At 32.4% G+C, this 26,036-nt stretch carries 31 protein-coding genes and 1 pseudogene; 28 read left to right on the top strand and 4 right to left on the bottom strand.

What is annotated here, in order from left to right; genetic code table 11:
• The first annotated feature begins 50 nt into the window (after positions 1 to 50).
• On the top strand, positions 51 to 500 hold the full coding sequence (locus ACIQ4I_RS15455; RefSeq protein WP_403097560.1) for a DUF86 domain-containing protein: 450 nt from the start codon (positions 51 to 53) through the stop codon (positions 498 to 500).
• Positions 500 to 1,264: a TIGR01457 family HAD-type hydrolase gene (locus ACIQ4I_RS15450; protein WP_403097558.1), complete on the top strand. Its 765-nt coding sequence runs from the start codon at positions 500 to 502 to the stop codon at positions 1,262 to 1,264. Before ACIQ4I_RS15455 ends, ACIQ4I_RS15450 begins: the two co-directional genes overlap by 1 nt.
• Before the next feature lie 82 nt (positions 1,265 to 1,346).
• Here ACIQ4I_RS15450 and ACIQ4I_RS15445 read toward each other — a convergent pair whose 3' ends face one another.
• The gene (locus ACIQ4I_RS15445; RefSeq protein WP_403097555.1) at positions 1,347 to 1,583 is read right to left on the bottom strand and encodes a YuzB family protein; all 237 of its coding nucleotides are present in this window, start codon (positions 1,581 to 1,583) and stop codon (positions 1,347 to 1,349) included.
• A 182-nt stretch (positions 1,584 to 1,765) separates the two neighbouring features.
• On the opposite strand from ACIQ4I_RS15445, the gene ACIQ4I_RS15440 reads away from it, so the two are divergent.
• Complete coding sequence (locus ACIQ4I_RS15440; RefSeq protein WP_403097552.1) at positions 1,766 to 2,830, top strand: NAD(P)/FAD-dependent oxidoreductase; 1,065 nt, start codon at positions 1,766 to 1,768, stop codon at positions 2,828 to 2,830.
• A gap of 257 nt (positions 2,831 to 3,087) precedes the next feature.
• On the opposite strand, the gene ACIQ4I_RS15435 is transcribed toward ACIQ4I_RS15440, so the two are convergent.
• Positions 3,088 to 3,417 (bottom strand): YuzD family protein, encoded by a 330-nt coding sequence (locus ACIQ4I_RS15435; protein ID WP_403097549.1) that lies wholly within the window; start codon positions 3,415 to 3,417, stop codon positions 3,088 to 3,090.
• A gap of 80 nt (positions 3,418 to 3,497) precedes the next feature.
• Between ACIQ4I_RS15435 and ACIQ4I_RS15430 the strand changes: the two genes are divergently transcribed.
• Entirely contained in the window at positions 3,498 to 3,740 is a 243-nt protein-coding gene (locus tag ACIQ4I_RS15430) for a NifU family protein (RefSeq protein WP_403097547.1), read from the top strand.
• A 120-nt stretch (positions 3,741 to 3,860) separates the two neighbouring features.
• Here ACIQ4I_RS15430 and ACIQ4I_RS15425 read toward each other — a convergent pair whose 3' ends face one another.
• On the bottom strand, positions 3,861 to 4,550 hold the full coding sequence (locus ACIQ4I_RS15425) for a DUF2225 domain-containing protein (RefSeq protein WP_403097544.1): 690 nt from the start codon (positions 4,548 to 4,550) through the stop codon (positions 3,861 to 3,863).
• 143 nt (positions 4,551 to 4,693) lie between these two features.
• Between ACIQ4I_RS15425 and ACIQ4I_RS15420 the strand changes: the two genes are divergently transcribed.
• From ACIQ4I_RS15420 to ACIQ4I_RS15315, 22 genes and pseudogenes are all read left to right on the top strand, one after another.
• Entirely contained in the window at positions 4,694 to 5,056 is a 363-nt protein-coding gene (locus ACIQ4I_RS15420; protein ID WP_403097541.1) for a HesB/IscA family protein, read from the top strand.
• 174 nt (positions 5,057 to 5,230) lie between these two features.
• On the top strand, positions 5,231 to 6,262 hold the full coding sequence (locus ACIQ4I_RS15415; RefSeq protein ID WP_403097539.1) for a tyrosine-type recombinase/integrase: 1,032 nt from the start codon (positions 5,231 to 5,233) through the stop codon (positions 6,260 to 6,262).
• A gap of 2,224 nt (positions 6,263 to 8,486) precedes the next feature.
• A complete protein-coding gene (locus tag ACIQ4I_RS15410; RefSeq protein WP_403097536.1) occupies positions 8,487 to 8,927 on the top strand; it encodes a hypothetical protein in 441 nt (146 codons plus the stop codon).
• Positions 8,928 to 9,035: 108 nt separating this feature from the next.
• On the top strand, positions 9,036 to 9,908 hold the full coding sequence (locus ACIQ4I_RS15405) for an SU10 major capsid protein (protein ID WP_403097534.1): 873 nt from the start codon (positions 9,036 to 9,038) through the stop codon (positions 9,906 to 9,908).
• 86 nt (positions 9,909 to 9,994) lie between these two features.
• The gene (locus ACIQ4I_RS15400) at positions 9,995 to 10,183 is read left to right on the top strand and encodes a helix-turn-helix transcriptional regulator (RefSeq protein ID WP_403097532.1); all 189 of its coding nucleotides are present in this window, start codon (positions 9,995 to 9,997) and stop codon (positions 10,181 to 10,183) included.
• Between the two features lie 212 nt (positions 10,184 to 10,395).
• Positions 10,396 to 11,211, top strand: coding sequence for a hypothetical protein (locus tag ACIQ4I_RS15395; protein ID WP_403097529.1), 816 nt, complete (start codon positions 10,396 to 10,398; stop codon positions 11,209 to 11,211).
• 78 nt (positions 11,212 to 11,289) lie between these two features.
• On the top strand, positions 11,290 to 11,463 hold the full coding sequence (locus ACIQ4I_RS15390) for a hypothetical protein (RefSeq protein WP_403097527.1): 174 nt from the start codon (positions 11,290 to 11,292) through the stop codon (positions 11,461 to 11,463).
• An 88-nt stretch (positions 11,464 to 11,551) separates the two neighbouring features.
• On the top strand, positions 11,552 to 12,655 hold the full coding sequence (locus tag ACIQ4I_RS15385; RefSeq protein WP_403097524.1) for a hypothetical protein: 1,104 nt from the start codon (positions 11,552 to 11,554) through the stop codon (positions 12,653 to 12,655).
• Between the two features lie 304 nt (positions 12,656 to 12,959).
• Positions 12,960 to 13,184: a hypothetical protein gene (locus tag ACIQ4I_RS15380; RefSeq protein ID WP_403097521.1), complete on the top strand. Its 225-nt coding sequence runs from the start codon at positions 12,960 to 12,962 to the stop codon at positions 13,182 to 13,184.
• Positions 13,184 to 13,585 (top strand): hypothetical protein, encoded by a 402-nt coding sequence (locus ACIQ4I_RS15375; protein WP_403097518.1) that lies wholly within the window; start codon positions 13,184 to 13,186, stop codon positions 13,583 to 13,585. The genes ACIQ4I_RS15380 and ACIQ4I_RS15375 overlap by 1 nt, the downstream gene beginning before the upstream one ends.
• A gap of 3 nt (positions 13,586 to 13,588) precedes the next feature.
• On the top strand, positions 13,589 to 15,175 hold the full coding sequence (locus tag ACIQ4I_RS15370; RefSeq protein WP_403097515.1) for a phage terminase large subunit family protein: 1,587 nt from the start codon (positions 13,589 to 13,591) through the stop codon (positions 15,173 to 15,175).
• A gap of 35 nt (positions 15,176 to 15,210) precedes the next feature.
• Positions 15,211 to 15,447, top strand: a complete 237-nt coding sequence (locus ACIQ4I_RS15365) for a BhlA/UviB family holin-like peptide (protein ID WP_403097513.1) — start codon at positions 15,211 to 15,213, stop codon at positions 15,445 to 15,447.
• 8 nt (positions 15,448 to 15,455) lie between these two features.
• Positions 15,456 to 16,826 (top strand): phage portal protein, encoded by a 1,371-nt coding sequence (locus tag ACIQ4I_RS15360; protein WP_403097511.1) that lies wholly within the window; start codon positions 15,456 to 15,458, stop codon positions 16,824 to 16,826.
• 776 nt (positions 16,827 to 17,602) lie between these two features.
• The gene (locus ACIQ4I_RS15355; protein ID WP_403097508.1) at positions 17,603 to 18,250 is read left to right on the top strand and encodes a hypothetical protein; all 648 of its coding nucleotides are present in this window, start codon (positions 17,603 to 17,605) and stop codon (positions 18,248 to 18,250) included.
• 78 nt (positions 18,251 to 18,328) lie between these two features.
• On the top strand, positions 18,329 to 19,177 hold the full coding sequence (locus ACIQ4I_RS15350) for an SHOCT domain-containing protein (protein WP_403097505.1): 849 nt from the start codon (positions 18,329 to 18,331) through the stop codon (positions 19,175 to 19,177).
• Positions 19,178 to 19,230: 53 nt separating this feature from the next.
• Positions 19,231 to 19,461, top strand: a complete 231-nt coding sequence (locus ACIQ4I_RS15345) for a hypothetical protein (RefSeq protein ID WP_403097503.1) — start codon at positions 19,231 to 19,233, stop codon at positions 19,459 to 19,461.
• Between the two features lie 99 nt (positions 19,462 to 19,560).
• On the top strand, positions 19,561 to 19,884 hold the full coding sequence (locus ACIQ4I_RS15340) for a hypothetical protein (RefSeq protein WP_403097500.1): 324 nt from the start codon (positions 19,561 to 19,563) through the stop codon (positions 19,882 to 19,884).
• An 11-nt stretch (positions 19,885 to 19,895) separates the two neighbouring features.
• Positions 19,896 to 20,477: a hypothetical protein gene (locus tag ACIQ4I_RS15335; protein ID WP_403097498.1), complete on the top strand. Its 582-nt coding sequence runs from the start codon at positions 19,896 to 19,898 to the stop codon at positions 20,475 to 20,477.
• Between the two features lie 170 nt (positions 20,478 to 20,647).
• Positions 20,648 to 20,740, top strand: a pseudogene (locus tag ACIQ4I_RS15330) (iron-sulfur cluster assembly accessory protein); the annotation flags it as partial.
• Positions 20,741 to 21,032: 292 nt separating this feature from the next.
• Positions 21,033 to 22,253, top strand: coding sequence for an NAD(P)/FAD-dependent oxidoreductase (locus ACIQ4I_RS15325; RefSeq protein WP_403097495.1), 1,221 nt, complete (start codon positions 21,033 to 21,035; stop codon positions 22,251 to 22,253).
• A 175-nt stretch (positions 22,254 to 22,428) separates the two neighbouring features.
• A complete protein-coding gene (locus ACIQ4I_RS15320; RefSeq protein ID WP_403097493.1) occupies positions 22,429 to 22,920 on the top strand; it encodes an NUDIX domain-containing protein in 492 nt (163 codons plus the stop codon).
• Between the two features lie 101 nt (positions 22,921 to 23,021).
• Positions 23,022 to 23,351: a YuiB family protein gene (locus tag ACIQ4I_RS15315; protein ID WP_403097490.1), complete on the top strand. Its 330-nt coding sequence runs from the start codon at positions 23,022 to 23,024 to the stop codon at positions 23,349 to 23,351.
• Between the two features lie 36 nt (positions 23,352 to 23,387).
• On the opposite strand, the gene ACIQ4I_RS15310 is transcribed toward ACIQ4I_RS15315, so the two are convergent.
• Entirely contained in the window at positions 23,388 to 23,867 is a 480-nt protein-coding gene (locus ACIQ4I_RS15310; RefSeq protein WP_403097991.1) for a divergent PAP2 family protein, read from the bottom strand.
• Between the two features lie 146 nt (positions 23,868 to 24,013).
• Here ACIQ4I_RS15310 and ACIQ4I_RS15305 point away from each other — a divergent pair, with 146 nt between their 5' ends.
• Together ACIQ4I_RS15305 and ACIQ4I_RS15300 are read left to right on the top strand one after the other, a co-directional pair.
• A complete protein-coding gene (locus tag ACIQ4I_RS15305; RefSeq protein WP_403097487.1) occupies positions 24,014 to 25,519 on the top strand; it encodes a leucyl aminopeptidase in 1,506 nt (501 codons plus the stop codon).
• A 58-nt stretch (positions 25,520 to 25,577) separates the two neighbouring features.
• Positions 25,578 to 25,772: a hypothetical protein gene (locus ACIQ4I_RS15300; RefSeq protein WP_403097484.1), complete on the top strand. Its 195-nt coding sequence runs from the start codon at positions 25,578 to 25,580 to the stop codon at positions 25,770 to 25,772.
• Positions 25,773 to 26,036 lie beyond the last annotated feature (264 nt).

The raw sequence follows: 26,036 nt of genomic DNA, 5'->3' as shown, positions 1-26,036 counted from the left end.
ATAGAAGAGAATAAGGTATCAACCTTTACTATTTGAATGGAGGAAATACAATGTATTTTGTTGACCGAAAAAAAATTACAAATAACCTTGAATATATGGATTTTCTTATCAATAAGTTTGAACAAACAGATAATTGGCTAGTTGATGATGTACATAAATTGGCCGCTGAACGCATAGCAAATATTCTTATTGAAGCAATTATCGATGTAGGTAACTCTATGATTGATGGTTTTATTATGCGTGATCCTGGAAGTTACGAAGACATCATTGATATTTTAGTGGATGAAAAAGTCATTACAACAGATATGGATCAACCATTGAAAACATTAATCGGACTACGTCGTGGTCTTGTTCGTGATATTTTAGAAGTGAATGATGAAGAAGTAGTTCAAGTTCTATCTGGAAATTTAGCTGCAATTAAAGAATTTTCTCCACGCGTGAATGATTATTTAATCAATGAGTTAGGACCCGTTTCTGCATTTATCCCAGAGGAACAATGATGAAAAAGTATAAAGCCTATTGTTTTGATCTCGATGGTACAGTATATAGAGGACTAGATCCGATTGTGGAAGCAAAAGAATTTATTCATTACTTGCAACAGCAGGGAATAGAACCTTTTTTTGCGACGAATAACGCAAAAATGACAGGTGCTCAAGTTCAAAAAAAATTGTATAAAATGGGGATTGAAGCAAAAACTAATCATATCATGACTTCTGCAATGGCAACTGCAAAATATATTGCTAATCATTTTCCAAATAAATCAGTAAAAGTTTTAGGTGGAGATGGACTTCGTCAAGCACTTGTTGATGCGGGCATGAAGATTGTAAATAAAAATCCTGATGTATTTGTCCAGGGAATGAATCCTGAACTAACATATCAAATGTTGGCGGATGCATGTTACGATGTTCAAAATGGTGCAGTATTTGTGGCAACAAATGGCGACATAAAATATCCAAGTGAATTTGGATTTGCACCAGGTAACGGTGCTCTTGCTGAATTGATTCACAATGTAACGGATGTTGCACCAATATACATTGGTAAGCCAGCTCCGCATATGTTAGAAATCATTCGTCAGGAATTTAATTTACAAAAAGAAGATATGTTGATGATTGGAGACAACTACGATACGGATATCCTTGCTGGAATCAATTATGGCATCGATACACTGCATGTAAATACAGGTGTTACGTGTACAAAAGACGTCAAAGAAAAAGAGCAACCTGCAACTTATACAGTTGATACCCTACTTGAAATGATGAAATAAATGCGGAAGCAGAGCGTTTTGCTTTATCTATAAAATTAGGGACCTAATAAGTAAAAACAGACTTATTAGATCCCTTTTTTCCTTAAAATAAAGGATTTTCTTCAATGAACTGATAAATTTTTTTGGTTAACTCTTCTGGCGTTTCAGCTTCAACCATTTCTCCATTAACAAGTGCATATAATGTATCAGAGCATCTAGTACAGTAGCTTAAGCAGCCATATTCTAGTACATCTATATTTGGATCTTTTTCTAGCACTTCAAATGTTTCTTGGGAGCCATTTGCCAAATTGCTGACGCAAAATTCAACAAGTGGATTCATCACACGTCACCTCACCCTTCGAATCCTACTATTATTTTTTTTCTACGTCAATTTTTCTACTTAAAACAATTATCTACTTTTATTTGTGAAATCTATCACAAACATATTGTGAAACTTATCACAATCAGCTATACTCGTTAAGGACAGTAAATGTGACGAATTTGTTAAATAAGGAGATTACTATGAGAAACTTAGTATTATTAGGCGGCGGCTACGGCAATATGCGCGTATTACTTCGCTTATTACCAAACAATTTACCTGAGGATGTACAAATTACTCTAGTTGATCGTGCACCATTCCATAGTTTAAAAACTGAATTTTATGCATTGGCTGCGGGAACAACACCTGAAAAAGATATCCGTGTTAAATTCCCTGAACACGAAAGACTTTCAGCTGTTTACGGAGAAGTCGAAAGCATCGATCTAGAAAATAAAATGGTACTTCTTGATAATGGAACAAAAGTTGAATATGATGATTTAGTTATTGGACTAGGCTGTGAGGATACGTACCACGGTGTACCAGGAGCGGATGAATTTACGTATAGTATCCAAACAATGGCAAAATCCCGTATTACTTATAATACCCTAGCTGAACTACCATCAGGTTCGTCTGTGGGGATTGTAGGAGCAGGATTAAGTGGTATTGAATTAGCTAGTGAATTACGTGAAAGTCGTGCAGATCTTAAAATTAAATTATTTGACCGTGGTCCGCGTATTTTAAAAGACTTCCCAGAACGTCTAAGTAAATACGTGAAAAAATGGTTTGATAATCACGATGTAGAAGTAATCGCACAATCGAACATTACAAAAGTAGCAGATAAAGTTCTTTATAATCATGAAGAAAAAATTGAAGTAGATGCAGTTGTGTGGACTGCAGGTATTCAACCAGTAAAAGTTGTACGTGATACTGGTCTTGAATTAGATCGTGGACGTGTTGCAGTTACTCAATATATGCATGTACCAAACGATGAACATGTCTATGTTGTTGGTGACTGTGCAGCTTCACAGTTTGGCCCTAGTGCACAACTAGCGGAAGAACAAGCAGAACATATTGTAAAAGTATTAAAATTACGTTGGAACAATCAACCGCTACCAGAAAAAATGCCTGAGATAAAATTAAAAGGCTTTATGGGAGCTCTTGGTAAAAAACAAGGTTTTGTTTATCTTGCTGATAAGACAGTAACAGGTCGTATTGCTCGTTTGATGAAATCGGGTTTATTATGGATGTACAAACGTCATAACGGTTAATAGTAAGCCAGAAACGTTGAAGAAATAACGTTTCTGGCCTTTTTTATGACGAAAGGAATGTATATCATTAACGGACACTCTCTGCACTTTTGAAGGCTTTGCATAACAATCCTGTTGATATCGATTAGTTTCGTTCACTTGCGGGGGCCGTCTGGATTGTTATTTCTCAGGAGTCACTCCCTTAAGTAGAGTAAAACTAACTACCTATTTGTGGAATAAAAGAAGCTACCCTACAAACTATAGGATAGCTTTTTCGTTTATGTGTGTGCTTGAAAACCATGACGTTCGAGTGCTTGAAAAACAGGTTTTAACTGTATGTAGCCTTCTCCAATTACTTCATCATTAATTAGGACTAGTGGATAAAAAAACTCGTCATTTATGACGCGCTGTGCCCAATTAGCATGGTGCTCATTCTCAATTGGACTCTCAATATCGATGTAAGTGATAGTATATTCAGGTTTTGAATACTTGCGATCAATTGCGGCTTGTAGCCACTCATAAGTATCTTTTGCGGATGGTGCATTTACACAGCTTGCACATTGTACATTAGCCCCGTAAATTTCAATTACAACGGATTTATTTGCCATAACAAGGAACCTCGCATTTCTATAATGGATTTTTTATCTTATAGACATTATAATAATTTTAGAGAAAGGAGTCGATAGCAATGACAGAACATGTTTCAGATATGCAAGCACAAGTACAAGAAGTATTAGATAAATTAAGACCATTCCTTCTTCGTGACGGAGGAGATTGCGAATTAGTAGATATAGAAGATGGTGTTGTTAAACTACGTTTATTAGGTGCATGTGGTAGCTGCCCAAGTTCAACGATCACTTTAAAAGCGGGGATTGAACGTGCACTTCTAGAAGAAGTACCAGGCGTTGTAGAAGTAGAACAAGTATTTTAAAATAATTTATAGGCTGCCCATAATTAGGTGAAAACCGATTATTTTGGGCAGTCTATTTTTTTTACATTTTCGGTAGGATTACTCCGATTCTCCAATTCGAAATGGATTAACAACAAGAGATTAATTTACTGTAGCCTCTTTTTCAGCACGCATTTCTTGCCATTGATCTTTTGCCATTTCAATTATTTTTGTTTCGTTTGAAGATCCTTGCTTTTCAATAACCCGAGAGAAGTATCGAATTGCTTGTTCTCGATCACCAAGTCGACGAGATAGTTCGGCGATTAAATAGATGACACGTATTTCACTCATGGATGTATCCGCATAATCTTCAGTAGAATAAGCATCGATATATTGTTCTCGGGAAATCTTCATGAATCGTTTTTCCTGTTCTTCGTTGCCGATTGCACGATATAGCCATGCTGTACGAAGAGCAAGTCCAGCCAATGCAATATGCTTTTCCTTTTTTAAATCTCCGCAAACAAGTGCTAGTTTATAAGCTTGTAGAGCTCCAGAGATTGTACGTTCTCCTGAAAAACTATGAGGTATCCAATGTGATGTAATGTTCTCATCAATTACCTCTTTTACACCTGGTGCAAAATACTTTGTAAAATCTTCAGTGAATGAAAAGCCACAATGCTCACAAACGAATACATTATAAAGTAAAGGGTTTACGTCATTTTCGTATATTGGACGGAAATCACTATCACTTTCTTTTATTTTGACAAAATTAGTTCGTACCTTCATTGATTTAAACTTATTTTTGCAATGAATGCACTCAATTTGTTTTTCATAATAAGGAGAGAGTTCCATGTCTATAGCCTCATTTCTTAGCTCTAATATAGGAGGATTATATCACAAAAATTTAATGATAAAATTGATATTTTTGTGAGAGGTTGATATTTTACTCAGCAATAGAAAATTGATATGATGAATATAGGAAAGAGGTGACACGGATGACACAAGTTGTTGATATTACAGAGGCTGCAGCGTTTCATATTCAAGAAATGATGCGAAACAACGAGGAAGAGGGTTCATATCTACGCGTTTCCGTAAAAGGCGGCGGTTGTAGTGGTCTTTCTTATGCAATGGGCTTCGAACAAGAAAAGCAAGAGAATGACGAGCTTTTTGAAGAACATGGTTTACGAATTCTTGTATCCCGTGAGGATGCCCTAATTCTTCAAGGAACGAAAATCGATTTTAAACAATCCTTAATGGGTGGAGGCTTTACAATCGACAATCCAAATGCAATTGCTTCATGTGGATGTGGTTCTTCCTTCCGCACAGCGAAAGTTGCTGGAACACCGGAAGAATGCTGATTTTTAGGGTAATGTTAAAAAGCAGTAAGGGATTATAAATTACAACTAAAAATGACATGTACACAATCCTGAAAATGTTTATTAACAACCCTAAAAGTTGTGAAATTGGATTGTGTTCTACCTCTTTGATTAGTAAATGTTTGTTGAAACATTACTAATTGAGGAGGTTTTTTTATGGTCTTAAAAAAGAGAAAACGAACACCAATTGGGAAAATGTCTAATCAAAAAGAATATCCAAAATTAACATTTGAACAAGCTATCGACTTAGTTGTATCAGGAAAAAGTGCAGAAGGTTTAAGAAGTAGAACATTGAGGGACTACCGTAAAGATTGGAGATATTTTGTTAAATGGTTAAATGAGAACTATGAGATTGAAACAGTTGATGAGTTAACTCCACAAATTTTTAGAGATTACATTAATTATTTAAAGTATGACGCTCCTAAATATGATGGACACAAATACATTACAGGGGATAGAGGGAAAGGATTATCAGATACAACAATCAATATTCGATTAAGAGTATATAGAGCAATGTTCAATTTCCTTGAACGTGAAGAATTAATTGCATTTAATCCTATGCACAATGTCCGACTATTAAAGCAAGATATAGACCTTACCAATTGCTTTACTGATGAAGAAGTAAAGGAAGTATTCAAACAACCTAATTTGCGTGATTACGTTGGATTTCGTGACTACGTTGCTATGACATTACTCCTGGATTGTGGAGTGAGAGCAGGAGAGTTACTTAGCCTAAGAATATCTGATATTGACTTTCAAACACGCTTTATAACGTTATCAGGCGAACAAAATAAAAATAGAAAGCCTAGATATGTTCCGCTATCTGTACATTCAATTAAATTACTTTTACAACTCATTGAGGAGAATAAAAAGCATTTTTCAACTGATCGCATTTTCTTATCTCAATGGGGAGAGCCACTAGGGCAAAATCATTTCAATAAACGATTAAAGTATTATGCGGAAAAAGCAGGAATTAAAGGTAAGAAGGTTACAGCACACGTCTACAGGCATACCTGGGCTAAGGGAATGACTTTGAATGGCTGTGACGCTTTTACACTTCAAAAAATGGGCGGTTGGTCAGATATACGTACAATGCGGAGATATATACAAATGGATACAGATGATTTAAGGAAATCTCATGATAGCTTTTCACCTGCTATGACTTTGCTAAATAAGAAGAAGCACTAATTCTAAGCAAAATAAAAAGAAGGATAGTGACGGCAATCACTTTCCTTCTACAACTGAATATAACTAACACTAATGCCTGACAAGCTTAAGTGTATTTAATGCAATTCTAAAGCCTTTTTCAAAAAATTACAAGTGAAAGGTTTATTTAAGTACGGTTTAAGTACGCTTATTTTAGTGTTTAGTTAGTCGTGGACTGCCAACTAATACGACTATAATCTAACCTTGATAGGTTATGACTTAGCCGATGCAATAATTAAGTCTAGCGTACAATACAAGCATTTTCTCGTTCATGCTTAGTACGTGAATGGTGAGTACCACCAATTAATTTAAAGTGTACGGAGAGGAAGGTCTGGACTGTTAAGGCAGTCGTAGGATATACCGTAGATTATATGTTGTTGAGTTCCGCTGTAGAAGGATAGACATTAACTTATACAAGTACAATCGCTTATATGAGCATATAAGAACCATGTGGGGCAGAAGTGTCATGAGTAGGTATATTGTGTAGAAATACACGCAACTGAATGAGAGCATACGGATAACCTTAGATACACTGGGGCAAGTTCATGTAGTTGTCTGTCTCTGTTTTAGTAGATTAATATTTTTTAAGTTTACTAAGACTTGGCAGACAAACTTTTGCACCGTTGTCCTTGATTACTAAAACAGTTCATGCCAAAGTTCAAAATAAAAGTCAAACAAAAGATAGCTTTTAAAAAACTCTCGTATCCATTGGGGGAGTAGGGGTTTCAGAGTTGACTGCAAATCATATATATGGAAGAGATAAAATGTTATAAAATAGAAACCATCTATAAACGCAGTCATATCAACGGTTTCAAGAGTTGATTACAAATCATATATATGGAAGGAATATAAAACAAGCATTTTATATCACTCAGTAAAATTGCGTAGTCAAAACGATAAAACCTTATTAGATCAATAATTGTAGAAATACTTTAACGTGCTAAATTACTATAAAGTACCGTATTTATTGAGTTTTAAAGGTTTCTCTATAATGTACGTTAAAGGAGCGTTATCACTCTGAAAACGATATAACCGTTGATACATAAGGATTTTTTAAAATAATTTAGTTTACTAAAGTGTCAAAAACGTTGATTTCATTGAAGTTTTCAAGGAATTTTACAATAGCACTCTTAAGGAACGCAACACCAACCTACGAATTAAAGAGGTAGAAAAAGTTAAAACGATTCAAAACCTAGTATTAATCGGCACTTAGATAACTATGATTTTAGTATTTTACTAACTGTATATCCTTCAAAATCCAATAAAGACGGTACATTATAGAGTTTTTAGATAATAGTGATAAAGGAAGTAAAATAAATTTGATACGTAAAAATACCTAATAGGGGTATAAAAAATCACTAGAACGTCTGAAAACGATATGACCGTTGGTACGACTGACTTTGTAAAAATGATTTAGTTTACTAAAGTACACTTTGCGATCACCTAAACCCTTGATATTATTGATGTTAGGGGTATGCTAATTTTCAAATTTTATAATAGTCTCTAAAGGAAGGGTACATATTCTAAAATGATAAAAAATCATTAAAAATGGTCATTTTTGCATAAAAACGTCAGTAAAACATGCTATGAGCATTGGTATAACAACATTCTCATGGTTTTCTATAGGAAGAAAAAGTTAGAAAGTACAGAATGAATGTAAACAGTTTATGATATTTATCAGAATGGATATAAGTTGAATGTGAAGTAATTCTCGTTTATTTATCAGAATGGATACACATGCAAAACTGACAAAATAAATTATTACAATTAGAAAAATAGCGAACGTTTATGATATTTCTCAGAATGGATACAACGACAGAGAATGGATATTTATCAGAATGAATACAAAGTGATGATTCGCATTATATTATTAATATTTTTAATAGTGTAATGGGGTTCACCACCTTACCCCAACTATGAGTTCATTATTTAGTGGAGTGTTAGTGTTATGCTAATGCTCCTTCCTCCACTTTTTACTTATATTTTTAATAGGTTATTTGTCACTCATATATAGAGTGGCTTTTTTATTTATATTTTTAAGGAGTGTGATTGTTAAAAAGTTACTTACATCAAATTAAATAAGTGTAGGAGTCTCATATAAACGTTTTAGTATATGTATGGTGTTGCTTATAGTATTTATATTAGAATGTCTTACGGAACACGCTAGGATAGTTTTATTAATACATACATTTTAGGAGGTTATGAAATGGAAGAAATTACACAAGTAGAACAAATTGAAACTACTGAACAAGTTGAACAAGAAGTATCTGAAACGGTATCTAAAGCAGATTATGATGCTTTAAAAATTGAGTTAGAGGAATTACGAGGTAAGTTACCGCAAGAACAATCAGAAACTCAGAAAGAGCTACAAAAACTTAGAAAAGAGAGTTTTGCAAGTAGCGTAAAATGGGAACTTAAAGATAACGGATTCGGTCAATTTGTACCGCTGTTTATTAACAAAGTACAAAATGAAGATGAGCTATCAAATGTAATTGATACATTAAAAGAGATTTACAAGCAAGACAAAATGAATAACTCATATGTGCCTAGTGGAGCAAGTTCTACAACTCAATATGAGGAAGCACAAGCTAAAAAAGATGTTGGAAGTATGATCAGTGCAAAATTTAGTAAATTATTTGGTAAGTAGTGACAATATGTCACAGTTAAATAAGTTTGGTTGTTAAAGGGTGTCTATTATATAGATGCCTTTTTCAATATATATAAAATTATAAAAATAGAATGGAGATTGATATTTATGTTTACATCACAAAACTTTACAGCAACAGAACAAATTTCTTTGAGCAATGAATTAGCATTACTAGGAGTTCAAAATACGCCTTTTTCTTCTTTACTTTTATCTAAAGGTGTAGAAAAAGCTTTATCAACTGTATATACATGGAAGGAAAAAACTTTAGATGATACAGCAGATATTTCAGCAGTTGAGGGTGGAGATACTACAGTATTCCAACAATCTGCAAAACGTGAAATCACAAATATTCTTGAAATTTTCAAAAAAGCCGTTTCAATTTCAGGTACAGCGGAAGCAATGCAATCTACAAAATTCAGCGAAGAAGTGGCTGACCGTTTACTTGAAATGAAATCAAATTTAGAAATGAAATTGATCAATGGATTACGTGCAGACGGTTCAACAGGTGATTTTATTCGTCATATGAGCGGTATCATTCAGTTTGCAGATGCTACTAATGCAGTTGCAGTAACTGGTACTGTAACAGAAGATGATATTAAAAAGGCTATGCGTAACCTATGGAATCAAAATTTATCAGAAGGTCAAGTATATGCCTTTGTAAATGCTGATTTAAAAGAACAAGTTGATGCAATCTACAAAGATCGTTACTCATATCAACACACTACTACATCATTCGGGCTACTTGTTGACGAAGTATTGACGAATTATGGAAGCACAAAATTTGTACTTTCTAAACACGTCCCAGCGGATAAAATTGTATTCTTCAATGATTCATATGTAAAACCAGTTGCATTGCGTGAAGCACACTTTGAACCACTTTCTAAGTCAGGTGATAGCACAAAAGGTCAAATTGTTGGTGAATACTCACTTAAAGTTGGCTCACAAAAAGCAGTTGCAGTGTTAACAGTAACAAAAAAATAATACATAACTCTAATTAAGAGGGGGCGGTCGAGAAATCGGCTGTCTCTTTTTTATTAATTTAAAAGGATATTTACAAGGAGGACATTATGGATGAAATCGAATTTACGGAAAATGAAAAGTTAATAATGTTGCGTAAAAGAAAGCATATTTCGCAAGGTCAAGTGGCTTCAATTTTAGAAGTAACTCAAGCCTTTATAAGTATGGTTGAAAACGGAAAGTGTCAATTCAACGACAAAATGTCTTCGAGTTACAAGAATTACATTGAGAATTATTAAATCTAAAATATAGAAACGAGAGGTGTAAACGTGAGAGGTTATACAAAATTCGATATAACTACTTCCTTCTTTTGACTTCGTATTATTAATTGATAATAATTAATAAATTTTACGAGGATTAAAAGGAGAAAGTATTTCACATTATTGTGGGATATAGTTATTTAGATATTTAGACAAGAAGGATAGTAGGAGAGTTTTTCTCTTACTAATTAATGAAACAATATTATAAAGATAAAGCTCCAAAATGGACAAATGAAATTAATGAGAAACGTGATTTAATATTTGGTACTGATAGTGATAACTCAATATCATGCAATTTACTAGAAGATATAACAAGTGGAAAATGGAAACCTAATTATTATTTTGACTTTGAAAACTTATATGGTATTGAAAATACAGGGAATAAATCAATAGGTGTTGATATGGCTTTCCGAAAGAATTTCCCTTGTTTTGATAATCATTTAAGCCAACAATACAATAATAGTGAGTATAATCCTAATTGTTTTAATCTGAATCTATACAAGGGAATCACTGCTGATAAGAGTTATCATAAGAAATTTCCATTTAGCACTCTAATGCTGATTATGGCTTATTATGATATTCCACTCCCTAAGACTCAACTAGGGAAGGAAATTATACTTGCAGTGGATTCTAGCTTTAAAGGTCATTATGCAAGTAATAGCTTTTTTAAAAACATACATACAGAATGGTTAGAATTGATGGGATTTAGTGAGTTGTACGATATTTTAGAGCAACGGTCAAAGTCTTATTTTTCTGGACTTCAAGAAGAATTTTTATTAAATGAAAAGATACATATCAATGAAAATGGTTACTTAGAAACAAATATTGATGTTAAAGCTATACAACCATATTTGGATTGGAAACTATATATTCCAGATCAACAGTTTGAATTATATAAAGAGTGCAAACTGGGATACATAAATGATATTAAGAAAGAGCGTTTACCAGATAATGTTATTAGTTTAGCTTATACGAGTAAGGATAGGGCTTCATTTACATACTTATAAAAAATAAAAATTAATACATAACATTGAGGGGTGTAATATCTACCCCTTATAACACTTAAATAGAAAGAGGTAATAAGAATGGATAGAACACAATTTTTCTTTTGTTATAATCGCAAAACAGTTGATGAACTAATTGAACAAGGTTTCCATTACATAACACGAGCTAGGAACCTAAAAAGTAATGCTCCATTTACTATGTTTTATTTAGACGATCGTTTAAAAGCATACTTAGCAGAAAAGAATAATAAATAATATTTACCTTTCAAGTAAAGTATTGATACAATAAATTACATATATATTAAATTCATACATATTAATTCAAGCAAGGAGATATTAAAACATGGATAAATTAATTCTAAATACATATGAAGCAATACAATTAACTATTGATAAAGGTTTTGACGGTTCAGAATTAAATTTAAAAGTATGGAAAGAGAAAGGTCGATTAAATAAAGACCGTTCACTTAAAGGGTTAATTAGTAAATTAGAAACTCTATTTGATACTGTCACTGTAGAAGGTGGCGGAAAGAAGATGAAGTTTATCCTTGAAGGTGAAAAAACTGAACAAGCAAAACGTATTCATGGTAATCAAGGTAAAGAAAATCATGAAAACATTGTCATTAAAGAATATATTTTTAGTAATCTTGTGAAGTGTTCAGATTATCGTAACTTATCATATAAAGGTTGGGGAATTGTGTTTGGATTCCCCTCCATTGATGAGAATGAGTTGCGTGAAGAATTAACGGACATGATTAAGAATCGCTATTTAGGTTATGGAAAATTTAACCCTAGTGAAGTAGTTAGTGAAGCAAAATATGCGTTAGATAAAAGACGAATTGACACAGTAGAATTAGCATTTAAACATTTAGAATCTGAAAATCGTATTAAAATTGAATACATTTATACTGGAATTAGTATTGATGATAATACATTGATTGAATTGACGGAAATTGACTACGAAGCAATAAAAGAAGTTACTCAAGATATTTTGAAAGAGTATGATGTTTCTTATTATGAATACATAACATCCCAATCAAAAATTAAAATACATAAAGATTCTGTTCGTAAAGCAGTTAAAGCAGTTAAAGAAATGCTACATAGTGAATTTAAAATTTATTACGCATATAAAACATGCAAAGTCACTGTATTGAAACCCGAAACAGCACATGAAGTATCTAAAGATGAAATGTTATCAGCATACTTCACAAGACTATTAGAATTGTCTAAGAATCGTGCTAACAGATTTAACAATAAAAGTAGAAGAAAGTTTTGGCATAAATATTACTATAACAACATGATATTAATAATTGATTACTTAACTAAAGATAATGAAGATGGTCGAACTGTTATTAATAAATCAGTAGATGAATTGAAGAAGTATGAGGAGAAGAATATGGTGAAAATTGCATTTGATACCAATGCTTTTGAAAAATTATTTAGTTGATTAAAAAGTTAGACAAATTAAAGTATTTATATAAAACCTAATACTAAATAGTTTAAAATGTCTAACTTTTTTCTAATAATAAAATTTATATATGGAAGGGTGTGGGAAAGCCAAGCGAAAGTTTTGAAAAAACTGTAGCCTTCCCACGGTCTTAATAACAAGTTGAAGTAGTGTCCTATTATGGGGCACTATTTTTTATTGTTCAAAAAGGTTAAAAGATTGTTGTATCGGGATAAAAACCATCCCTCTACAATGTTCAGCAATTCATTGCTTCACAACATTAAAACTAAGGAGATTGATACATATGCAAATTAAAAATCTATTTAAAACTAAACGACAAGCGATTATAGAATCATGCCATGATATTAAGTCTATTGTAGATGATTCAATTAAGACTATTGATAATATGCAAGATTGTGTAGTTGATATGCAAAAGAATATTCAAGAGTTAATCAAACTAAATGAGGAAAATATTCAAATACTTGATGAAGTAAAGATAAAACTGGATAAGAAATTAGGTGATGAATAATGAATATTACAGAAGCTTTGAAAAACGTGAAATTTGAGTATTCACTCTACTTTAAGTATAAGTTTCCCGATTTACGATTCGATCAATCAGAGCCACTTAAATCAGAAGATGAGTTTTTGAAAAGTGTAAATCGCAAAAGTATGAATTCATTTTATAGATGGGAGCGTACCAACGAATATAAAGCCATTCTCACTTTGTATTTGAATTCGAAGGTTATAAAAGATTATGAACAAATTTATCAAATAGTATCTGAACAAGCCAAATTAGGAGATGAGAAAAGTATCAAATTATTTATTGCATTACAAAAGGAATTACAATCTCAATCTAAATTAGCTAAAGAATACTTTAAACATGTTGAAGAAGATGAGGTTGAAGATGATGACTTAGAGTTGGAGGTGTAATATGTGCTGACTAAAAAACAAAAGTTAAATAAGATACTTAATTCATTTCCACTGTTCGCAAAGAATTTCATATACATAGTTGACAATAATAATGAAAAAGTTAAATTCGAGCTCAATTCAGCACAAGAAGAATTAGAAAAATTAATGGAGAATAATCGCTTTATTTGTGTTGGTAAGGCTCGTCAAGGAGGTATAAGTACCTATTGTTGTGCAAAGGCAATTTGGAGAGCATGTGTTAATGAGAATGAAAACATACTGATTGTATCCTATAAATCAGATTCATCAAAGGCACTATTTGAAAAGCTTAAAAGTATGAATGATTGGTTGCCTAGAGATAAATATCCTGACATATTTCCAAGTGTTGTTAGGGATAATAGAGCGGAGTTAGTTTTTGACAACGGTTCTAAGGTAACTTGTTTGGTAGCTAGTAATAAATCAATTGGTCGTGGATCAACATACTCATGGATTCATATGTCAGAATATGCATTCTATGATAAGCAAGAGATGCAATTACTTTCAGCGGAACAATCACTTGCAAAAGGTGCAAAATCACAATTGACCATTGAAACAACTTCAAATGGTACAAATAATAATTTCTATAAAATCTGTCTGAGTGCCATGAAAAACAATTCAAAATATAAATTGATGTTTATCCCTTTTTATCATGAATTATATAAGAAACAATTTAAATTTGAATATGACGAAGCGGAAGCTTGGTATCGTGGCGACAATAAAGGTAGTCGACTTTCTGTAAAAGATTTAGAACCTGATGAATTAGTTTTATATGAAAAAGGTGCAAACTTACGTCAATTGATGTGGAGAAGGTACAAGTTATTAGATATGACATTACAAGAATTCCAACAAGAATATCCTTCGAATATGTTAGAATCATTTATTTCAACTGGAACAAGTGTATTTGATCAAGCATTAATTTTACAAAGAATGAATGGTGTACAAGCACCTTACAAGAAAAATAACATAATAAATGATGTACCTGAATTAATACATAAATACATAAACAAAGGATTAGAGATATTCCAATTACCAAAGAAGAATATAAAATATTATGGTGGTGTCGATAGTGCTGCAGGTAGTGGGAATGACTTCTCAACAATTTCACTATTTGATGAAGAAGGTAAGCAAGTTTTAAGCTTTTATAATAATCGAGTTCCAGTTTACGAATTTGCAGAAATTATTGATTGTATCGGAAGATGGTATAACTATGCCTTTTTATGTGTAGAACGCAATTCCTTTGGTACTCCAGTTTTAGAGCGTTTGAGGAAAGAATACAACTATCTAAATTTATATAAACAGAAACTATTTGATCAAAAATCAGGAAAACGCAAAACTCAACTAGGTTTTTTAACAAGTTCAACCAGTAAAAATATTTTAATTAGTGATATGAAAGAACAATTCGAAAAAGGATTAATCCTTATTGAATGTAAGGAAACACTTCAACAAATGCAATTATTTATTGAAAACTCAAATGGTAGTACAGGAAATAAAAAAGGTAGTGGGAATCACGATGACTTAGTAATATCGGTTGCAATGAGTGTACAAGCTAGAAAAGTTTCAAAATGGTATGTGTAGCTTTTATTAAATTAATAATGAAAGAAGGTGAATGAGTGGACATATCAACAATAAGTGAAATAGCATCAAGTCAAACAGTTTGGGCTATTCTGTGTATAGCATTAGTTATTTATGTAATGAAAAGGTCAGAACAGCGTGAAAATAGATTGATGGAACATTTAGAAAGAAGTAACGACTCACAAGAAAAAACAGCAATCGCATTAGATGGAATTAATAAGAATCTATCTAAGTTAGAAAGTCGAGTGGATAATATCGAGAAAATTAATAAGTAAATTAATAAATGAAGGGAGAGTTTCAATTGGAATTAAATGAATACATAAAAGCTAAGTATGATGGTCAATCAGATTGGTTTGTTGAGTTTGTTAATGAACCTAGCAATCAAATGAATAAGCAAGATATACATAGTAAAAAGGAATACTTAGATGGCTCTCATGTTATCTTGAATAGTCCATCATTCCATTACAATAATAAGCTATATAATCCACGCAAACTTGTTGTGAGTTATGCTAAAACGTTACTTAACTTTCAGAAATCGTTCTTATTAAGTAAGTCAGTTGTTTATACAGGTAAAGAACGAGTAGTTAAAGCAATCAATGAGATAAACCGAAAAGGTAAAATGGATAGAATTAATGTTAAAATCCTACACAATCTATTGAGTTATGGTGAGGTATATGAATACATCTATATTTCTGATGGGAAGATTAAAAGTAGAGTTATTGATAGTGAGGAAGGTTATCCATTATTCGATCATAACAATGAGTTAATGGCATTTGTACAACATTATATTAATGATGGAATTAGTTATTATGTGGTGTATGAGAAGGATATTGTACGTGAGTATACTAATGAGGGTGGAGAGTTACATCTTATTGGTGAGTATAGTAATCTAAGTGGACTACCTGTTATCTATAAGACAGATAATGAATTATCACATACAAAGGGCAAGTCAGAACTCGATGATTGGATATATATTCTTGATGAGATTGAGAACTTACTGTCTAAGTTTACTGATACAGTTTATAAGAACATGAATCCTATTCCTATTGCAATTGGTCAAGAGTTAAAAGGTAATGGCATAGCAAGTAATATTGTTGGAATGGGTATTCAATTAGATGATGGTAGTGACTTCAAATTTGCAAGTATTCAATTAGATGTTGAAGCGTTTAATGCGTTATATGATAAATTAATACAAACATTATTTGATATTAGTTCAACTCCTAATGTGGCTATGAACAAAGCAGAAATAGCAAATGTATCTGAAACTTCAATTAGAATCCTGTATTCTCTTGCAAATGTGAAAGCAAAAATTAATGAGAACTATTTAAGAGATGGATTAGAAGAACGATTGAATAAGTATCGAGTATTATTAGGTTATTTAGGTAAAAACTTCACGGATAATGAGTTTGAAACGTTAGATATCCAGTTCTCATATGATATGCCAAGTAACGATCAGGAGATTATTAATAACCTTAAAACGTTATATGATATGAAATCAATAAGTTTAGAAACGTTACTAGACAGAAGCCCATACATAAATGATACACAAATGGAAATGGAAAGATTACATAAAACAAATGATGATAAGCATATTAATATGAACATAGATAAGAATGGAACAGATATACAAAATGTAACCTTGTCAGGTAAATAATTAAGCTTAAGTGTTGATATGATGGGATTCGTGTAATTGAGTATAATGCTATCCTACACGTTTCCTGTTATAGCGATAATTTGAAGCATAATAACGCCTTGTCAATTTTGCATCAACTTTTTAATCTGATTTTGATTAATTTTAATACCAATTATTACCGTTGAATTCAAGGTAGGTAAATAGTCCTTATAATAATTGTCAAATAATATGTGCAAAATTGTTAATATTCAATGTGATCAATTGGGGTGATTTTATGCAGTTTTAATGTGAGTGTACTAATAATACATAGGCTATAAACCTTGATAAATCAACAATGTATAAAAAGTAGTGTATAACCTATATTATATACTACTTAAAAGTGTTGATATAACAGCGTTTATGTAAATATTTGGTTTACATAATTTTTTATTATCGGAAGTTAAATTGCATATCATATACAGTAATATACATATAAAATTTTGCTTTCATCTTATTATTAATGGATATTAAAGGAGCTATAACATAGTAAATATAGGCTATTTATAGTAATAATCAATCACTCAAATTTTTTATTTTCACCCTATGCAAGTCCTCTTACACACACGCAGTAAAATTTTGGGTATTTACACTATACTCGTTTATTTGAATCAAAATTAAATTAATATTGAAATATTATATGTTAATATACCTAAATTAATATGATAATATTATGATTTAGACTATTAAATATCAAAAAAATAACATCTTTACATGATTATTATCATGTTATACAATTCCTTTTGTAAGGAGGAGAGGACATGTTAATCAATCAATATGTTTTATCAAAGTGTCAATATATAATTAATAGTTTTAATGAACAGTATGGGGAACTTAAAAAGTCAAATAACGAAATGCTAAAAGTAATTGCTGACAACGAATATTCAGAAATGGATTTTCAAGTCCGATTGTTTCCTTATTTTGAAGGGGCTAAATATAATGTTGAGGATGAAAAAGGAAAGGTTAATGATGTTTATTACCCTACATTAGATTATCGAGCAGAGGTAAAGCTATTAAGGAATTACCGATGTAGTAGTAAAAATAGAACATCTTCTAACAGTTCTTCATGGAAAGAGTTAAGAGATGATTTACATTGGCTAAAGAGAGAAATAGCAAATAATAAAGGTAAAAGGGTTTTGATTATTGGATGGTTTAATGTAGTAGAGCGTTTTTCACAAGTGGTTCAATTAGGTAAAGGAAAGGGATGTAAGCCAGATATTGATTATAGAAAATTAGGATATTTTCCTTTCTTAAGAAGTACGGGAGATAAAACATTTGCAATTGAGTATAAATATCTTGAAGGGGAGAAACCACAATCAGTTGATTCATTGTACAGTCCTATAAGTAATGTTGATTGTATCTTTTTAGGAAATAAAGAAGATGTGTTTCACATTGCTATTTATTATTAATAGTCAAAAAGTTGATATACAATAATAACCATATTTCCATATAATTGTTCTGAGTAATAATGTGGGGGTTGTTGGAGAATGGGTGGAGGTATTGGTTGTTTAGGAATGATCTTTTTTGCTGTTATTTTATTTTCTGTAGCAAATAGTAGTGAGGAATTAAGTACAGGATTTGCATGGTTCTGCATAATTGGTATTGGTGCATGCGGGATTATGGGTTTATATCTCGATCAACGAAGGAAATCCAATTTTGCTAATGATATAATTCAAAAATTAATCAATACTGTTAAATCAATTAAAGATTTTAATGCAACTCAAGAATTTTTTTCACCAAATTTAGAATCATACATTGGAATTGATGAAAATAAAAGGAAACTTTGCATTGTTGAAAATAAACATAGAAACTATGGTCAAGAATTATCCAAGACTTTGAGTAAATTTGATTATAAACATTATGTTTATTCATTTGATGACATAATTCAATCTGAAATAATAAAAGATGGAGTAACAATAAATAAAACTGATAGAGGTAGTCAAATAGGCGGAGCACTTATTGGTGGAGCTATTGCAGGAGGAGTTGGTGCGGTAATTGGTGGGTTAGGTGGTTCTTCAGAATCTACTTCAGTTACTAATAAGTTAGAACTTCAAGTTGCTATTAATAATACTGAAAAATCTTCATATAAGATATATTTCTTAGCACCTCATGATACAGGGCTTACACTTAAGGGTGATGAAGAAGAAAAGATATATCATTGGCATAATCTTTTATCTTATATAATTAATAAATCTAATCATAATGAAGTTTCTAAAACTGATATTACTAATATTTCTGTATCTGATGAATTAAAGAAACTTGCCGAATTAAAGCGAGAAGGTATTTTAACAGAAGAAGAGTTTACACAACAAAAGCAAAAATTATTGTCTAATTGAAAAGGAAATATCTCCCTTTATGTCGAATTAGTAGATATAAAGGAGGTGATAAAATGAGCGAAAAAGTTAATGAAGAGTTGGATGATGAAAAGTATAATAATTATAAAAGTTATTCAACATGTATAGTTAAATCAAGAGGGTTAAAAAGGGATTCAGATGAAATAGATAGAGTTATCAGAGTTCACTCAGAAGATGGATATATTCTTCATTCAATAGTTCCTAGAATCAGTGAAGGAGAAACAGAAGGATATATTTTAACTTTTGATAGTACAAATGTTGATTAATAATTATAACGGCATGTCACTAATGTGATGTGCTTTTTATTTTGCAATTAAATTAAATAAAAAGGGAATGATTAAATGTTAAATATTGAACGTGTCAAAATGGAAGTTAAGGGGATTACTTTAACTGATGATGAATGGGGAGTATATCTAAGTGAAAATGGATTGATTACTACAGAAGTATATCAACCTAATGTTCCATTAAATAAGAAGAAAGTATATATGACAGCATTGAGTGTATTGGAAAGTGTTAGCAACGATATAAATTTAATGAAGAACTATGTTATAGATGATATGAGCGTATCATCGTTCCATGAAAACTTAATTAAACGTATTGATCAGTTACAAAATAAAATTGATAATTTGCAAGTTGAAGATACTAATACAACTAGTGATTCAAGTTTCTTTATGCTATTTGCAGATTAGGGGTGAAATTAATGAATAACGATATTGAATTTTTAATTGATACTATGGGGGATACTGTTTCAATTAATGATGCTCAACATAAAGCATTAGTAACGCATTCTAATGTAACTAACCATGAGGAACGTTATATACATACACTTAAGCAAATTAAGCAAGGTGATTTAATTACATATGATAATGAAAAGTATTTAATTGTAAATGAAACTGTAACAAAACGTGCAAATAAATATAAAGCTTTAATGCGACACTGCAACTATTCAATTGTATACCCTGGCAAAACTGAACAAGTTTTATTAGTTGATGAAAATGGTAATCCTATTTTAGATATTTATGGTGATGAGCAATATATTACAGTTGAAACTGATCCAATTAACATTTTTATAATTGCTGATAATGAATCGATGGCTGTTATTGGAACTCAACTAATGATTGTAGAAAATCATATTTTAATAACTGTGCAAGATAACGAAACTAATCGTGATAAATTAAAAGTGAATAGTACATTTTCAGCAATGGACTATAAATGGAAGATAATGAACGTAGATAAAACACAAAGAGGATTATTGATTATTACTTGCGATAGAAATGACTAATATTAGTGGACAAATACAATGAACTTCAATATAATGGTAATAATTAATTAACGACATTTACAATCATAGAGGTATGTGATTTATAATCATGATTGTAATTTATAATCCCTAAAAACATTAAAAAACCTTGATAAATCAACATTTTTCATTCTTTGAAGTGTGCATTCTAATTTACAATCGACAATCCAAATGCAATTGCTTCATGTGGATGTGGTTCTTCCTTCCGCACAGCGAAAGTTGCTGGAACACCGGAAGAATGCTGATTTAAAAAAACTAAATAAATTGATCAGTTATAAAATCTCCTTAGCAAAGTCAATTCATATTTGACTTGCACTAAGGGGATTTTTTTTGAGGATTAGAAAAAGTCTTAAATCAAAGAATAATTTGAATTACAAGTATAAAAAAGATAGTATAGTAATTAGATAATATTGCTGATAAATAGATTATTTGATAAGCAATTTAGAATAAATGATACATAAGGATTTCGGTCAGCTATACATGAATGTTCAATTTATTATGCGGATATTTAATTATTAAAAAGGCGGTTGGGTTTACTTGAAAAGACCAAATATATTGATATTAGGTGCTGGGTATGGTGGCTTAACAACAGCCGTTAATTTACAAAAGAAATTGGCCTCTAATGAAGCTGAAATTACGCTTGTCAACAAAAACTCTTACCATTATGAATCTACTTGGCTACATGAAGCATCTGCGGGAACATTAAGGCCTGAACAAGTACGCTATGAAATTAAAGATGTACTAAATAAAAAAGTACATTTTGTACAAGAGTCTGTTGAAAAAATTGATATTAAAAATAAAAAGGTAGTTACAAATATAGGCGATCTAACTTATGACTATTTAGTCGTAGGTCTTGGCTTTGAGGGAGAAACATTTGGTATTGAAGGGTTAGACAAATTTGCTTTTGGTATTACAAATGTTAATGATGCTCGGAAAATTCGTGATCACATTAATACTCAATTTGCTGAATGGGCTTTTCAAGAAAACGCAGAAAAAGATGATGCTTTACTAACAATTGTTGTTGGGGGAGCAGGATTTACAGGTATCGAATTTTTAGGAGAGCTAGCCAATAAAATTCCGGAGCTATGTAAAGAATATGATGTTCCAAAAGAAAAAGTACGTATCATTTGTGTAGAAGCAGCTCCAGCTGTTTTACCTATGTTTTCACCTAAACTTGTGGATTATGCGATTGGCGTTCTAACCAAAAAAGGAATTGATTTTTCAGTAGGTACGCCTGTTGTGCAGGCTACTGAAGAAGGTGTCAAAATTAAAAAGGGGCCAAATCAATTTGAGTTCATCAAGGCTGGTACAGTTGTATGGGCTGCTGGTGTACGTGGCTCTCGAATAGTAGAAGAATCAGATTTACCTTCTAAACGTGCAAGAGTAGCTGTTGAGGACGATTTACGAGTTCCTGGTTATCCTGATATTTTCATGGTAGGGGATTGTGCATTTTTGATGAACAAAGAAACAGAACGTCCATATCCAACGACTGCTCAAATTGCTATGCAACAAGCTGTGACAGTTGCAGAAAACTTAGTTGCACTGATAAAAGGTGAAGAAACAAAACCTTTTGTACCTAATTTAAAAGGTACTGTGTGCTCATTAGGTAATTCAGATGCAATTGGTAATTTATTTGGTAAAGAAATCATTGGTAAATCCGCTTCAATTTTGAAAAAGGTGATTGATAATCGTGCATTATATTTAATTGGTGGTACACGTTTAGTATGGAAAAAAGGCAAGCTAAATCTATTTAAATAGTTGTACCGTCCATACTCCCTTCGGTTATGATAACTGTAGGGAGCATTTTATTTAAGTATTGAAGCATCATTTTTAAAGGAAGATCTCCAGTGACAACAGCTAACGGTTTTAAGGTGTGTAAACCAGCGAGAGTCTTGGATGTGGAGCTGGATGAAGTCTTGAGGAGGTAATGTGATTGGACAGCAAGGAGCGTACTAGAATCTGGCTTGGTGTAGCAGGCTTAGTAGAAAATGAATGTGGAGAATGGCTTGTCGTGATGAAGCGCTATGGAGGACTAGATGGTATGTGGTCTTTACCAGCAGGATTTGTCAAACCGGGAGAAACTATTGACCAGGCTTGTCATCGTGAATTACAAGAAGAGACAGGTATTAAAGCATCCATGCAAGGTTTACTAGGGATCCGGACAGGCGTTTTAAGAAATGATATTAGTGATAATATGGCAATTTTTTACTTAACAGCGAATACACAAGAACAGCAAATTACAGTACAACTAGATGAATTATATGAAGCTAGATGGATGACACCTCAAGCATTGAAAGAAGATAAACGAACTTCTATGCTACTATTAGAATTAGTAGATTTACCTTTAAAAACAAGACCCGCAATGATAGAAGAGATAGAACGTGATAATATATTTGGCTATACAGAGTATAAATTGTTCTTTTAATTTACAGGAATTTGACAAAACGTAGAAAATCATACCTAGTCATTGAAAGCATTGTTCCAATCAGTTACACTTATGTGAGAGAATATGGAGGTTTCAAACATATGACAGGTGGATTTTCTATTATCCAATTAATCCTATCCATGCTAATTTTCTTAGTTATGTTCTTTGGAATTGGATTCTTATTGAATATGTTACTTCGTTCTACATGGTTCATGGCAATTCTTTATCCAATTGTCGTGATTTTCATAGTAGATGATGTTAGTTTCCTAGATTATTTCTTCAAAGCAGGAACAGCATTTCCCGCTTTAGGACATAAGCTGGTATCGTTACAACCTGCGGATATTCTTATTCTTGCTAGTGGATTGGCAGGAGCTATTGTCTCAGGAATTGTAATGAAGATTTTGCGTAAAATGGGTTATCAAATGTTTTAAAATAAAAGCAGCGAGCATAATAGCTCGCTGCTTTTTTTAGAATAAGGTACAGATCAGTATTGAAAGAATAATACCTGTTAAGCAACCAAAAAATACTTCGATAGGGCGATGACCGAGAAGTGTTTTTAGATCTTCAATTTTCTCCTCGCCATTTTTTTCAGGTAAGGTCTTCGCTTTAACGATAAATGTTTGAAAATCTTTACGCATCTGATTAATCACTATGGCTTGTTGTCCTGCTTGGTAACGAATACCTGTTGCATCGAACATCACTACTACTGAAAATATGGCTGAGATCGCAAAAAGTGGTGAGGATAGTCCAGATTCAAAGGCAATTGCCGTTGTTAAAGCTGAAACGGCTGCTGAATGAGAGCTCGGCATTCCACCAGTTGAAGTAAAAAGTCCCCAATCAATTTCTTTTGTTGCGATAAAATGAATCGGTATTTTCACAAGTTGTGCTACCAAAATACCGAGTAACGCAGCAATCAAAGGGAGGTTGTGTAGAATTTCTATTATGATCAGCACCTTTCAGCCTTTACTTGTTAAAGTAAATATAACATAAGAAACAATTCAGGTTCATCCATTAAGCTACTCTAGTTTTTGAACATTTCGTATATTAGATGAATTTGTTATAATTAAATAATAAATTGAAATGAGGTATGGCGATGCTTATCAATAAAGAGCTCCAAAATTTCAAATCTGCAACAACAGATGTTCTAGTTGTTGGAGTTTCAAAAAATCAAAATAATGTTGCAAATTGGGAACAGTTTGTAGAATTCTTTGGTGGCCCAATTGAGCAATGGATCAAGGAAGGGGATATCCAAACTAATGCAAAAGCGATAACAAAAATACCTGTTTTTTCAGCGGAAGCAAAAGTAAAAAGGGTTGTATTTGTTGGCTTAGGGAATCGTAAAGATCTAACACCAGATATTTTACGTGAAGCTTTTGGTTTAGTAGGGAAAACACTTCGTAAGCATAAAACATCCTCAATTACGTTATGGATGGATTCGTTTGAAACAGATGAAATCCCAGCATCAGATGCAGTCATTTTTGCTGCTGAAGGTATGAGTATGGGTGCTTATACTGTCGAAAATTACAAAACAACATCAAATGAAGCAGATGCTCGACTGGAACAAGTAAGCTTTATCTCTAATACTGATATAGCTGAACTTGTAGCAGGTTATGAAGTAGGTGAAATCTATGCAACTGCGGTTAATGAAGCGCGTACGCTAATCAATAAGCCGGGTAATATATTAACAGCATCCAGTCTTGCTGATTATGCTGTAGAACTTGCTAAGAATTATGATCTCGAAGTTGAAATTCTAGATAAAGCACAGCTTGAAGAGCTTGGAATGGGCGCTATTCTTGCAGTCAATAAAGGTTCAAAAGAAGAACCACGTATGATTACTATAAAATATCAAGCAACCGACAAATGGGAAGATGTAGTTGGATTTGTGGGGAAGGGTGTAACATTTGATACAGGCGGTTATTCCATTAAATCTAAAACAGGTTTAGTTGGTATGAAAGGAGATATGGGAGGAGCTGCAGCTGTTCTTGGTGCAATGCGCATCATTGGTGAATTGCGACCGAACAAAAATGTTATTGGCGTAATCGGCTCAACAGACAATATGATTTCTGGTAATGCTTTCAAACCGGATGATGTCATTACAACATTTAGTGGTAAAACAGTTGAAATTCTAAATACTGATGCTGAAGGTCGTTTAGTTCTTGCGGATGCCGTTTCCTATGCAAAACAACAGGGTGCCAATTATCTGATTGATATAGCAACATTAACTGGTGGCGTAATAACAGCTCTTGGCTATGATAAAACAGGTGCTTTAACGAATAATAAAGCATTCTTTGAAACCTTCCTTGATGCATCTTCTGAAACAGGAGAATTTGTTTGGCAATTACCTTTGACAGAAAATGATAAAAAACGTATTCGAAAAAGTGATGTTGCTGATCTTAACAACTCTCCAGGTAGTGACGGACATATGATTTTTGGAGGAGGATTTATTGGAGAATTTGTCGGAGATACACCGTGGATTCATTTGGATATTGCAGGGACATCAGATGCAAGGAGTGCATATGATTTAGGCCCAAAAGGTGGTACTGGTGTAATGGTGCGAACACTTGCAACATTCATCGAGCGTATAGCTGAGCAAGATTAGGCTGGTTCCTATTCTTTCTCTTATGCTCTACATATGATAGAGCGAGAGGAGGATGAAAATGCGACCTTATTTTAGACCATTTCCATTTGGTGGTGGGTTGTGGACAATAGGAGGACCATTCTTTGGCGGCTTTTTAGGAGGACTAGTCGGATCATCAATTCGTCCAAATTATCCACCGTATCCACCGTATCAGTCATTTTGCTGTCCACCATATTATCCACCATATTATCCACCATATAAACCTTACTGGTAATAAAAAAAGCTTTTGCCTACATAAAATTAGTAGGTAAAAGTTTTTTTGGTTTCTCATTTAGTTTGAATCAATTTCATCATTCTAAATTCAAACAGTTTACTTTTGATTGAACTCTTTTTTACCCCATCTTTAGAGTATTTTTAATGGAGCGAAAGAGGTGACTCCACGAAAATGCATTTGCATTTTCCTTCGTTCGATGTTAATTCAGAGAGGTTTCTCATAGTCATGCAGGAAAAGATCTGGTAATAATAAATCCAATCTTCT

The organism is Rummeliibacillus sp. NPDC094406 (genome assembly GCF_044763875.1).
Lineage (GTDB): Bacteria > Bacillota > Bacilli > Bacillales_A > Planococcaceae > Rummeliibacillus.
This window is presented reverse-complemented; position numbering and strand designations above follow the sequence as displayed.